This window comes from Plantibacter sp. T3 (genome assembly GCF_902506515.1).
GTDB classification, from domain to species: Bacteria; Actinomycetota; Actinomycetes; order Actinomycetales; family Microbacteriaceae; genus Plantibacter; species Plantibacter auratus.
Genome location: NZ_LR733286.1, coordinates 3,748,940 through 3,761,245, shown reverse-complemented (window position 1 = coordinate 3,761,245; position 12,306 = coordinate 3,748,940). Strand labels below are relative to the sequence as shown.

Below are 12,306 nucleotides of genomic sequence, written 5' to 3'. Positions count from 1 at the left end.
CCCGAGCGTCGTGATCGAGCGAGTCGACGCGTGCCGTAGCTTTGCGACCGTGACGGACGACCTGGGAACCCCTTCGAGCACGGACGCGCGACGCGCCAGAATGCGGCTGACCATCGCGCTCATCGGGCTCGCGGCCGCGGCGCTCCTGGCCGCGACCATGCGAGCTGGCGTGCAGCTCCCGCAGCCGTTCGACGCGCTCGGCGGCTACCTGCTCGTGTGGGTCCCGCTTGTCGGTGCGGTGCTGCTCGCCCGGTTCGCCGTCTCGGCCCCTCGTGGAAGCGCGCCGGTGATCGGCCTCGCCTTCCGACCGATCGACCTGCTCTGGGGGCTGGCCGCGGGGCTCCTCCTCCGCATCATCGTCAGTGTCCTCGAGGTGGTCGTCTACGGCTCATTGCCGGCGACGGCCAGCGGCGGAGCGCCGACCGGGAGTGCGCTCATCGTGATCTCGTTCATCGTCGCCGTGCTTGCGGCCACGGTGATCGCCCCCGTCGTGGAGGAGCTGTTCTTCCGAGGACTGCTGTTGCGATCGGTGCGCGGCAGTATGCCCGGCCGGGCGGCTTGGATCGCCGTCGTGATCTCGGCAGCGCTGTTCGCTTCGCTCCACGTCGTGGTCGCCAGCGGGCCGTCGGAAGCACTCGTCACCGGTGTCGGGACGTTCCTCGTCGGCCTCGGAACCGGCATCGCCGCAGTCCTCACCGGGCGACTCGGCCCGGCCATCGTGACGCACATCGTCTTCAACGCCTCGCTTCTCGTCCTCGGTGTGACCGCCGTGACCGGTGGAACAGGCGTCGTGATTGAATAGCGCCCATGCCGTCCCCATCCGACGACCGTCGCTCATCTTCCGGCGGTCGCCCCGCCGCCCGACGGTCAGAGGGCTCGAGCCGCACTGACCGTGCCCGCCGGAGATCGAGCGCCAGTTCGCGGGCCCGCCGTCGGGAGGGTGCGCGTGACGAACGCCTGAAGGTGCGCCGTCGCAGGACGCTGCTCATCGTCGGTGCTCTCGTCCTCGTCATCGTCGGCGCCGTGGCTTGGATCGGCGTGCGCGCCTTCCTCGCCAAGGGCGAGCTCGAGGCGGCGGTCCCGTTGGCGCAGACGGTTCGCGAGCAGGTCGTCGCCGACGATCCCGGTTCGGCCGGCAAGACCGCACGCGAGCTGGCTGCGCATGCTCGATCGGCCGCCGGCCTCACGAGTGATCCGATCTGGCGAGCCGCCGAGATCGTCCCGTGGGTGGGACCGAACCTCACCGCCGTCCGCGAGCTGGCCGGCGCGACCGAAGACGTCGCGGTCGGCGCCATCACGCCGCTCGTGAACCTCGCAGGGTCGTTGCGCCCGGAACTGTTCAAGCCCGTCGACGGCGCGGTGCCGCTGCAGCCGATCGTCGACGCGCAGGAGGACGTGCGCAAGGCTGATGACGCTCTGGAAGGTGCCGCCAAGCGGGTGCGGACGATCGACGAAGGCCCGCTCATCAGCCAGGTTCGCGGAGCGGTCGACCAGTTGCGCCCCGTCCTCACCGAGACCGCCGACACGGTGGACGCGGCGAGACGCGCGATCGACCTGATGCCGGCCATGCTCGGCGCCGACGGACCCCGCACCTACCTCGTGATGTTCCAGAACCCCGCCGAGCCGCGCGCGAGTGGCGGGAACCCCGGCGCGCTCGCGCTCATCGGCACCGACGGCGGCCGGATCTCGTTGCTCCAGCAGGCGTCCACTGCCGACTTCCCGCGGTTCCCGGAGCCGGTGTTGCCGCTCGCGAGCGACACCGCCGGCATCTACGGGAACATCACCGGTCGATGGTTGCAGAACGTCACGCTGACGCCCCGGTTCCAGGAATCGGCCCAGCTGGCCTCCGAGATGTGGCTCGAACGGTTCGGAACACGGGTCGACGGTGTGCTCAGCATCGATCCGGTCGCCCTCGGTTACCTGCTCGACGCGACCGGCCCGATCCCGCTCGCGACCGGCGACGAGCTGACCTCGGCGAACGCAGCCGCCCTATTGCTCAACGAGGTGTACATCCGGTACCCGGCCGGTCCCGATCAGGACGCGTTCTTCGCTGCGGCGTCGGGCGCGGTCTTCGACCGGATCGCCTCCGGGAACTTCGATCCGACCGCGTTCATCGGTGCGCTTGCGAAAGCCGGTTCGGAACGACGGGTGTTGATCTGGAATGCGGCCGAGACGGAACAGGCCCTGCTGGACGGGACGACGCTGACAGACCTGCTGCCGACCGCGGCCCAGGCTCCCAACGCGTTCGGCGTGTACATCAACGACGCCACCGGCAGCAAGATGGGCTACTACCTCGACGTGCAGACGGCTGTCGGGACGGCGCAGTGCGGCCCCGACGGAAGACTCCTCGGCCTGCGATTGACCCTGACGAACACCGCACCTGCTGACGCGGCGACGACGCTCAACGACTACATCACCGGCCAGGGCCAGTACGGCGTACCCAAGGGCAGCTTCCGGTTCCGGGTGATCGTCTATGCGCCCCCCGGGTCCATGCCGGGCGGCGTCGAGCGCGATGGGGCAGTGCTCCCATCGCAGCCGGCGACCGACGGTGAGTTCCCGATCACGCAGTTCGCGATCGAACTCGCGCCTGGCGAGAGCACGACCGTCGACCTCGGTGTGACGGCGTATGACGCATCGGGAACCCCGGAAGTCGTGGCTACGCCGAAAGTTCATCTCTCTGAAACACAACAGGCGTCCATTAACTGTGAATTTGCTCTACAGTAGGGACTGTTGTCGCTCTTGACCCGTTTTCGGGGGGTGTCGGGGAGGCACGATCTACTTCCGCCGCACGACGACAGCGTCAAGGCGGTCGGCTACAGCACTGTCATTGCACCAGCACACCTGCAACGCCTTCAAGGGGACACTCATGATCAAGAAAATCACCGCGATCTTCGCGCTGGTCCTCGCGGGCCTGTTCATCGCGCCTGTCGCAGCCAACGCCTTCTACGCTCCCGACGGATCCGTCACGGTCAGTGGCACGATCACGCCGGGCGGCACCAGCACGGTCGCCTTCACCGCCGGATCCTTCCAGCCCGGCGAGACGGTCTCGTTCACGCTGACCGGTGAGAACGCCTCGGGCGCCACCCTCGCGGCGGTCGACTCGAAGTCGCTCCAGAAGACGGCTTCCGGAACGGGTGCCGTCAACCTCAACGTGACGCTCCCCAGCAACGCGTCCGGCACGTACACGGTCACGGCCACCGGCCTGACCTCGCTCGTCACCGTGAACGCGACCCTCACGGTCACCGCTGCCGGCTCCGGCTCGGGCGGCAACGACAACGACCTCGCTGACACCGGCTTCGGCGCTCCGGCGTTCGTCGTCTGGGGCGCAGCCGGCGCAGTCGCCCTCGGCGCAGCGCTCATCGCGGTCCTCGTCATGGTTCGTCGCCAGCGCGCTTCGCTCGCGGCCTAGTCACACCGCGGCTCACGCCGCACACGAAACGGCGGTCGGTGCTTCTGCACCGGCCGCCGTTTCGTCGTTCCCGAACCCTACGCGTCGTCGCTCGGGTGGTCGGGGTCCTCCTCCTGGTTGAAGTTCGAGGCGTCGGGGTCGTGGCCGACCGCGAGGCCGTCCTCGCTGTTGGGGATGGTCTGGTTCTCGCCCAGGCCGCCCGGCTTCGGCGTTCCCTCGCTGCTGTTCTGGTCGGTGTCGTTCGTGTCGTTCGTCATGGGGACAGGTTAAGAGGTACGCGAGCGCGCGTGAGCAGGCTTGACAGGGTGCGCGGGCGGCGGTTCTTGGCCCTTCGACAGGCTCAGGGACCAAGGGGGCCGGGCCCTTCGACAAGCTCAGGGACCAAGGGGACCGGCTATCTTGCGGAAAACGGATAGGCCGGGACATACCTCCCTTCCGGGGGACAGGGGTGCGGCAATACCCTTCGAGCAGCCTGGGTCCGGTCGTCGGATCCTCCACGACCGAAACGAGCATCATGGCCACGACCGCTGGTACCAAGACCGCCCCCACGCCGATCGTCATCTCCTTCTGGCTGTGGGTCGTCTCCGCCGTCCTCTCCGTCATCTCCGGCGTCACCGCCGCGATGTCGGCCGGAACCGTCGCCGAGGCCGCAGCCGAACAGTCGGCCTCGGGAGGCGTGCTCTCCTCGAGCGTGCTCCTGATCTCGACCGCCGTCGGCGCGTTCATCGTCGGCGCACTCCACGTGCTGTTCGCCTTCTTCATGCTCCGGGGTCGCAACTGGGCTCGGATCGTTCTCACCGTGGTCGGCATCCTCTCCGTCCTCGGCTCGATCACCGGGCTGATCGCCCTCAACCCGCTCTCCTTCATCTTCGTCATCGTGACCATCGTCGCGATCGTCCAGATGTACGTGCCGGCAGCACGCGAGTACTTCGCCGCGAACAAGCGATGAGCGACCACTCCGCTGCACCGGCGGAGACCGCCCCGCGCCCGGGCTCGCGCCAGGAACGGGCCGAAGCGCGCCGCGCCGAGGCGCGCCTGCCCTACACCCCCTCGCCTGACACCCGGTGGGGTACCCCGACCGCGCTGGTGACCTTCGTCGCGATCATCGCGCTCCTCGTCGTCGTCGAACTCGCGCGGACCTTCGGCGTCCTGTCCGGCGAGGTCGGCACGATGATCATGTGGATCATCTTCGACGGCGGCATCCTCGTCGCCCTCGCGATCGTGTGCCGCACCTGGGGAAGCGGGTCCTGGGCGAAGGATTTCGGACTCCGCTTCCGCTGGTTCGACGTGTTCATCGGGCTCGGTTCCGCCGTCGGCATCCAGCTGATCGGCGGCATGATCGGCCAGTTCGTCATCGCCCTCACCGGCGAGACACCCAAGTCGAACATCGCCCCGCCGTCGCCAGAGCTCGTCTGGGTACTGGTGAACACCGTGTTCGTCACCGCGATCGTCGCGCCGTTCTGCGAGGAAGCGCTCTTCCGCGGGCTCCTGCTCCGCGGGTTCCGGAACACGATCCTCCGCGGACGGACGGCGAACGGCGTGCGCCGAGGTGCGGCGACGCCCTCGACCGCCCGACGTCGCACAGCGGCCATCGTCTCGGTGGGAGCGAGCGCACTGATCTTCGCCATCGTCCACCTCTATGAGGGCTGGGGCAGCCCGGTCACCATGGTGACGCTCGGACTCACCATCCTCGTGCTCGGCACGGTGAACGGTGTCTACGCCGCGACGACCCGACGCCTCGGACCGGGCATCTGGACGCACGTGTGGTTCAACACCTTCACGGTGCTGCTGACGCTGGCACGCAGCGGCAGCTGAACCCGGGTGCCGGTCCCTGGGCGAAGCGGGGAGCCCGTGGGCCCTTCGACAGGCTCAGGGAGCCGCGGAGGCTCAGGGACCGGCGGGGGCTCAGGGAGCGGCGGGGGCTCAGGGAGCGGCGGAGGCTCAGGGAGCGGCGGAGGCTCAGGGACCGGCGGAGGCTCAGGGACCGGCGGAGGCTCAGGGAGCGGCGGAGGCTCAGGGACCGGCGGAGGCTCAGGGACCGGCGGGGACCGAGGGGTCACGGCGTGGAGGGGCGGACCCGACGCTCGTAGGCGGCGTCGGCCGCGAGCACCGCACGCACGCGGGCCAGGTCGAACTTCGGCCTGCGATCGAAGTCGTAGACGCCGTTCTGCTCCTGGAACGTGTCGGTGAGCTGCGTGTAGCAGTAGCCGAACATGTTCTCGTCGTCGGTCAGCACCCGGACGAGCCCCGCGAAGCGCTCGTGGAACTCCTCGACCGACGCCACCCGCGCACCGTAGCCCCAGGAGTCACCGCCGGTGTCTGCGGCGGCGAGCTCCGCGTTCCACCAGATGCCGCCGAACTCCGACACGAAGAACGGCTGCCCCTCGTACGGCAAGGAGATCGTGCGTCCGTCCTCGAGGTTCGTGAACGGCTCTCCGACCGCGATCCCGCGCTGCTCGACGGCGAACGCCGCCGGGTCCTGCTCGTAGGAGTGCGCGTCCCACACGTCCGTCTCCCGCACCCGGTGCGCGTAGCCCGAGGCGTCGATCACCGGGCGACTCGGGTCGACGAGCTTCGTCGCGAGGAACATGCCACGCGTGACGTCGTCGAGGACGGTCACCCGGTCGTGCAGCGTCTGGTGCGTCTCGTTCAAGGGGCACCAGCCGATGATCGACGGATGGTTGACGTCGCGCTCCAATGCCTCGATCCACTGCGTGATGAACGACGCCGTCGGACCCTGGTTGTGACCGACCGTGCCCGCGCCGGACACGCCCCAGTCGCCGAACTCGCCCCACACCAGATACCCGAGCCGGTCCGCGTGATAGAGGTACCGTTCCTCGAACACCTTCTGGTGGAGCCGCGCACCGTTGAAACCGGCGTCCAGCCCGAGCGTGATGTCGGCCACGAGCGCGTCGTCGTCCGGCGCGGTCATGAGCGAGGACGGCCAGTACCCCTGGTCGAGCACGAGCCGCTGGAAGACGTGCTCGCCGTTGATCAGCACCGCGGTGCCGTCGATCGCGACACTGCGCAGCCCCGCGTAGCTCGAGACGCGGTCGGTGACGCCGCCCGCACCATCGCGGATCTCGATGTCGAGGGTATAGAGGAACGGGTCGGCGGGACTCCAGAGCCGCTGCTGGTCCGCCGGGACCTCGAGTCGCACCGACGGCGACATCGTCGAGCCGAGGTGCGCGGTCTCGCTCGCGACGACGACATCGCCGGCGGACAGGGTCACCGTCGCGGTCGCACCGGCGGCGTTGCGACTGGGGATGAGCGTGCAGTCGAAGCGCGCGGCGACCGCATCGGGGACCACCGTGAACCGACGCAGGTGCAGCTCGTCGACGGCCTCCACCCAGACCGTCTGCCAGATCCCCGTCGTGCGGGTGTAGTAGCAGTCGGTGTTGCCGTACCAGGTGGCCTGCTTCCCACCGGCCTTCGGCTCGTGGCGGGTGTCGCGGGCGCGCACCACGATCTCCAGCTCCTGGCCCGGCTCGACGGCACCGAGCGGCACCCGGATCGGCGTGAAGCCACCCCGGTGCCGCATCGCCTCGACCCCGTCGACCCACACGGTCGTGTCGTGGTCGACGGCACCGAAGTGCAGCACGCCGTGCTTCCCCTGCCAGCCGGCCGGCACCGTGAACCGCGTGCGGTACCAGACCGCCTCCATGAAGTCCGTGTGCTCGACGCCCGATGCGGCCGACTCCGGCGCGAACGGGACGAGGATGCGGCCGGTCAGTTCGCGGCCGAGGAGCCCGCGCTCGAGCCCGCTGTCGCCGGCGTCGATCTCGAACTCCCACAGGCCGTTGAGATTGACCCAGCCATCACGGACGAGCTGCGGCCGGGGGTACTCCGGGCGCGGCTGCGGCGTGGAGTCGGCGCGGCCGCTCGGCAGCGGGGCGGGGAAGAGGAGAGGGTGCGTCATGGGTGTCGTTCCGATGCGTCGTGATGGGTGGAGGTGTCGTCGGCCCTTCGACAGGCTCAGGGACCGGGGGTGGGGCTCAGAGACCGAGGGCGGTTAGGTCCTTCGACAGGCTCAGGGACCGGGGGTCGGCTCAGGGACTAAGGGGGCGGAGCCTGTCGAAGGGTGGGGGAGTTGCTACCGGGCGTCGTCGACGGCCTTCGTCAGCTCGGCGACGAAGGCTTCAGCGGCCTCCTTGGGCGTCGTCTTGCCGAACTGGACGTCCTGGTTGTAGCGGCCGAGGATCTTCTCGCTGTCGCCGCCACCGACGGGCGTGATCGCCGGCGGGGTGCCGGACTCCTCGCGTGCGGCGTCGACCACGCCGGCCACGATGCGGTCCGTCGGCGTCAGGTCGGGGTCGATCGCCTTCTGGAAGTCCGGGTTCGCGGGCATGCCGCGCTCGGTGCCGAACAGCTTCGCGACCTCGGTGTCCGTCGTGAGGAAGTCCACCAGCAACGCCGCCTCAGCGGGGTGCTCGGACTTCGACGAGACCGACCAGTACATCGACGGCTTCAGGTACTGGAACCCTGCAGACGAATCCTCGCTCGCCGGGAACGGCAGCAGGTCGAGCTGGTGGTCGGGCGCAGCGGCCTGGAAGGCGGTGAGCACCGACGACGGCTGGAAGGTCATCGCGACCTTGCCCGTACTCATGTCCATGAGGTCGATCGCCACACCGTTGCCCTCGGCCAGCTGCGAGGCGCTCGGGGCCGCGCCGCTCTCGATCTGGTCGAGTGCGTACTGCCAGTAGCTCTCCACGACCTCGGGCTTCAGGATGACCTTGCCCTCCTTGTCGTAGATGTCGTTGCCGTGCTGCCGGGCCCACAGGGTGAGGGTCGGCATGTCGCCGCCGAAGGGGGACATCCCGTGGACGGCACCGCCCGAGGCCTCGGTCACCTGCAGGGCGACCTCGTTGAGCTCGTCCCAGGTCCAGGTCGTCGCGTCGGGCAGCTGGATCCCGTACTGCTCGAAGATGGACCGGTTGACCATGAGACCGACGGTGCCGACGCCGATCGGCACGCCGTACAGCTCGTCCTTCACCCTGCCCTGGTCGAGCACCTCCGCGCTGAGGTCGGAAGTGTCGAGGAACTCGTCGAGCGCACCGAGGTCGGCGAGGGCCCCGCGCTGGGCGTAGGAGGCGAGGTAGAGCTGGTCGAACTGCATGACGTCGGGGGCGTCTCCGCCGGCGACCGTGGTGGCGAGCTTGTCCCAGTAACCGCCCCACTCGGTGGACTGGCCCTTCACGGTGATGTTCGGGTACTTCTTCTCGAAGAGGTCGATGGCCGCGCGGGTGCGCTCGTCGCGGGCCGTGGCACCCCACCAGTTGAAGGTGATGGTGACGTCCTCGTCGCTGAGCGCGGCGTCGCCGTTCCCACCGCCGACGGCGCAGCCGCTGAGGGCGAGCGCCGAGATGGCGGTTGCGGCTGCGAAGCCGAGGAGACGGGACCGGGATCGTGGTTGGCGTTGCATGATGCTCCTTTGCATGGGGTGGATTGGGTGGGAGGGGCTCAGCTCGCGGCGGTGATCGCCGTACGGAGTTCGTCGATGTAGGCCTTCGCGGCTTCGGCCGTGGTCTTCCTGCCGAACTGGACGTCTTGGTTGTACCGGGCGAGCATGGACTCCGCGTCCTCGGCACCGACCGGGGTGATGCCGGGTGCGTCGCCCGACAGTGCGGTCGCGGACTCGATCGCATCAGCGACGACCTGATCGCCGGGCGTGAGGTCCGGCGCGACCGCCTCCTGGAAGGTGGGCGTGGCCGGCATGCCGCGCTCCGTGCCGAACAGCTTGGCGACCGCCGGCTCCGAGGTCAGGAAGTCGATGAGCAGCGCCGCCTCAGCAGGGTGCTCGGACTGCGACGAGACCGTCCAGTACATGGACGGGCGGACGTACATGTAGCCGTCCGTCGCGTCCGCATCCGCCGGGATGGGGACGAGGTCGAAGGTGCTGTCGGGTGCGGCGGCCTGGTACGCGGTGACGAGCGCGGACGGTGCGAAGGTGAACGCGGTCTTCCCTGTCGCGATGTCGGACAGGTCGAGCGCAGAACCGGCCTGCTCAGCCAGTTGCGATGCCGTCGGTGCGGCACCGCTGTCGATCTGCGCGAGCGCGTAGTCCCAGTAGTCGGTGAGGACCGACTCCTCCAGGATGAGCTCGCCCTCGGTGTCGTAGACGTCGTTGCCGTGCTGCCTGGCCCACAGGGTGAGCGTCGGCATGTCCCCGCCGAAGGGGGTGATGCCGTGCACCGCGCCACCGGATGCCTCCGTCACGGCGAGTGCCGTCGCCGTCAGGTCGTCCCAGGTCCACGTCGTGGGATCGGGGAGATCGACGCCGTACTGCGCGAGGACGCTCGTGTTCACGAGGACGCCCGTCGACCCCACGCCGGCCGGGACGCCGTGCAGCTTGCCGTCGACCCTGCCCTGATCGAGGAGCGGCTCCGGGAACTCCGAGGTGTCGAGGACGTCGGCGTACTCGTCGACGTCGGCGAGTGCTCCGCGCTGCGCGTAGGAGGAGAGGTGCGTCTGGTCGAACTGCATCACGTCGGGTGCGTTGCCACCCGCGGCGGTCGTGGCGAGCTTGTCCCAGTACCCACCCCACTCGGTGGACTGGGGCTTCACCGTGATGTTCGGGTACTGCTCCTCGAAGAGGTCGATCGCAGCGCGCGTGCGCTCATCACGCGCACTCGCGCCCCACCACGCGAACGAGATGGTGACGTCCTCGTCGCTGAGGGACGCGTCGCCGTTCCCGCCGCCCACGGCACAGCCGGTGAGGGCGAGTGCGGAGACGGCGGTGGCGGCCGTGAAGCCGAAGATGCGGGACCGGGGGCGGAGGTGGCGTCGCATGGTTCTCCTTTGCATGGGGTGGATCGGTTGGCCCTTCGACAGGCTCAGGGACCGGTTGAGGACTCAGGGACCGGGTTGTGGCTCGGGGGCCGGCAGTGGGTCGGGGGCCGGGCCCTTCGACAGGCTCAGGACACCAAGTACGGCCCCGGGCCTACTTGCCTCCGGTGGTCGCGATGCCCCGCAGGAGGAAGCGCTGACCGAACAGGAATGCGAGAAACACCGGCAGCAGGGTGACGACGCTCATCGCGAAGAGGGCACCGTAGTCCGATTGCGACTGCGTGTCGACGAACGAGCGGAGGGCGACCGACGACGTGTACTTGTCGGGGTCGGTCACGAAGATCAGCTGGCCGAAGAAGTCGTTCCACGTCCAGATGAAGGTGAAGATCGCCGTCGTCGCGAGGGCCGGGGTCATGAGCGGGAGCATGATCTGCACGAAGATCCGCAGGTGCCCGGCTCCGTCGATGCGCGCCGCTTCGTCGAGCTCCCGGGGGATGCCGCGGATGAACTGCACCATGAGGAAGATGAAGAACGCGTCCGTCGCGAGGAACTTCGGAACGATGAGCGGCAGGTAGGTGTTGATCCAGTCGAGCTGGGCGAAGATGACGTACTGCGGGATGATCAGCACGTGGATCGGCAGCATCATCGTGAGCAGCATCGCCGCGAAGGCGAAGCGCTTGAACCGGAACCGCAGCCGGGCGAAGCCGTACGCGGCGAGCGAGCAGGTGAGCAGGTTGCCGATGATCGAGCCGACGACGACGATCGCCGAGTTCGCCAGGTAGCTGCCGAACGGCTGCGCCAGAGCGTTCCAGCCGTTCGTGTAGTTCGACGCCTCGAAGGTGTCGAGCACGAGGCCCGGGTTGTCGAAGATGTACCCGTTCGGGCGGAGCGACGACACCACCATCCACAGCACGGGGTACAGCATCAGCAGCCCGAGGAGGATCAGCAGCGCATGCTTGCCGATGCTCGAGATCCGCTGGCGGCGCAGGAGCTTGGCGCGCTGAGCGTCGCCCCGCTCGCGACGGGCGGCCGCATCGGGCGAGAGGCCGTCCTCGGACGAGGGGCGGGTCTTGAGGTCAGTCATCGTAGAACACCCAATACTTCGAGGCCCAGAAGTTGATGGCCGTGGCGGCGGCGATGATGATGAGCAGGAGCCACGCGATCGCCGACGCGTACCCCATCTGGAAGCTGCCGAAGCCCTTCTGGTACAGGTACAGCGTGATGAACAGCGTCGAGTCGGACGGCCCGCCCGATCCGTTCGACACCACGTAGGCCTGCGTGAACGACTGGAACGCGCCGATGATGCCGAGCACGAGGTTGAAGAAGATGATCGGGCTGAGCAGCGGCAGGGTGATCGACCGGAACTGCGTCCACCGGCCGGCACCGTCCGTCGACGCCGCCTCGTAGTACTGCCGCGGGATCTGGCGGAGCCCGGCGAGGAAGATCACCATCGGAGCACCGAACGTCCACACGTGCAGGATGATCAGCGTCGACAGCGCGGTGTCGGGTTCCGAGATCCAACCGGGGCCCTGGATACCGAAGACGGCGAGCAGGGCGTTGACGAGGCCGCTCGAACCGAAGACGAGGCGCCAGAGGACGGCGATCGCGACGCTGCCACCGAGCAGCGACGGCAGGTACAGCGCCGACCGGTAGAACGAGAGTCCGCGCAGGCCGCGGTCCAGGAGGACCGCGATCGCCAGGGCGACCATGAGCTGCAACGGCACCGAGACCAGGACGTAGGTGATCGTCACTCCGAGGGACTGGTGCAGGCGGGGGTCCTCGACCATCCGCTGCGCATTCTCCAGCCCGGTGAAGTTCGGGTTCTGGAGGAGGTTGTAGTCGGTGAACGACAGGTACAGCGAGACGAGGACCGGCCCGAGCGTGATGACGAGGAAGCCGATGATCCAGGGGCCGAGGAAGAGGAGCGCCGCGCGGTTGTCCCGGAACTCGGAGGCGTCGCGATGCTTGATCGCCCCCTTCGGCGTCCGCAGCGCGCGCAGCTCGTTGAGCGCGCTCATGTGGCGGCTCGGGTGATGGGTGGTGGGCTCTCGAACATGCTGCGCATCTCCTTCGACTCGCTGCGACCGTGCTGACAGGGAGACACGCTAACC

At 68.7% G+C, this 12,306-nt stretch carries 11 protein-coding genes; 5 read left to right on the top strand and 6 right to left on the bottom strand.

The genetic code is table 11. The annotated features are described in order from the left end of the window. The first annotated feature begins 49 nt into the window (after positions 1–49). The 3 genes from GV015_RS17675 (at position 50) to GV015_RS17665 (ending at position 3,409) form a co-directional block, all read left to right on the top strand. Positions 50–802, top strand: a complete 753-nt coding sequence (locus GV015_RS17675) for a CPBP family intramembrane glutamic endopeptidase (protein WP_159879723.1) — start codon at positions 50–52, stop codon at positions 800–802. A gap of 161 nt (positions 803–963) precedes the next feature. Then, positions 964–2,724: a DUF4012 domain-containing protein gene (locus GV015_RS17670; RefSeq protein ID WP_159879721.1), complete on the top strand. Its 1,761-nt coding sequence runs from the start codon at positions 964–966 to the stop codon at positions 2,722–2,724. Between the two features lie 142 nt (positions 2,725–2,866). Further along, complete coding sequence (locus GV015_RS17665; protein ID WP_124769927.1) at positions 2,867–3,409, top strand: hypothetical protein; 543 nt, start codon at positions 2,867–2,869, stop codon at positions 3,407–3,409. Positions 3,410–3,486: 77 nt separating this feature from the next. Here GV015_RS17665 and GV015_RS17660 read toward each other — a convergent pair whose 3' ends face one another. After that, the gene (locus tag GV015_RS17660) at positions 3,487–3,666 is read right to left on the bottom strand and encodes a hypothetical protein (protein ID WP_064296076.1); all 180 of its coding nucleotides are present in this window, start codon (positions 3,664–3,666) and stop codon (positions 3,487–3,489) included. A 257-nt stretch (positions 3,667–3,923) separates the two neighbouring features. Here GV015_RS17660 and GV015_RS17655 point away from each other — a divergent pair, with 257 nt between their 5' ends. Further along, positions 3,924–4,358, top strand: coding sequence for a hypothetical protein (locus tag GV015_RS17655; RefSeq protein WP_159879719.1), 435 nt, complete (start codon positions 3,924–3,926; stop codon positions 4,356–4,358). Further along, on the top strand, positions 4,355–5,224 hold the full coding sequence (locus GV015_RS17650) for a type II CAAX endopeptidase family protein (RefSeq protein WP_159879717.1): 870 nt from the start codon (positions 4,355–4,357) through the stop codon (positions 5,222–5,224). The genes GV015_RS17655 and GV015_RS17650 overlap by 4 nt, the downstream gene beginning before the upstream one ends. Before the next feature lie 241 nt (positions 5,225–5,465). Here GV015_RS17650 and GV015_RS17645 read toward each other — a convergent pair whose 3' ends face one another. The 5 genes from GV015_RS17645 to GV015_RS17625 form a co-directional block, all read right to left on the bottom strand. Continuing rightward, a complete protein-coding gene (locus GV015_RS17645; RefSeq protein ID WP_159879715.1) occupies positions 5,466–7,328 on the bottom strand; it encodes a glycoside hydrolase family 2 protein in 1,863 nt (620 codons plus the stop codon). 174 nt (positions 7,329–7,502) lie between these two features. Further along, positions 7,503–8,831, bottom strand: a complete 1,329-nt coding sequence (locus GV015_RS17640) for an ABC transporter substrate-binding protein (RefSeq protein WP_159879713.1) — start codon at positions 8,829–8,831, stop codon at positions 7,503–7,505. Positions 8,832–8,869: 38 nt separating this feature from the next. Beyond that, complete coding sequence (locus GV015_RS17635; RefSeq protein WP_159879711.1) at positions 8,870–10,198, bottom strand: ABC transporter substrate-binding protein; 1,329 nt, start codon at positions 10,196–10,198, stop codon at positions 8,870–8,872. A gap of 151 nt (positions 10,199–10,349) precedes the next feature. Then, positions 10,350–11,279, bottom strand: a complete 930-nt coding sequence (locus GV015_RS17630; RefSeq protein ID WP_085512504.1) for a carbohydrate ABC transporter permease — start codon at positions 11,277–11,279, stop codon at positions 10,350–10,352. After that, positions 11,272–12,213: a carbohydrate ABC transporter permease gene (locus GV015_RS17625; protein WP_159879709.1), complete on the bottom strand. Its 942-nt coding sequence runs from the start codon at positions 12,211–12,213 to the stop codon at positions 11,272–11,274. Before GV015_RS17625 ends, GV015_RS17630 begins: the two co-directional genes overlap by 8 nt. Between the last annotated feature and the right edge of the window lie 93 nt (positions 12,214–12,306).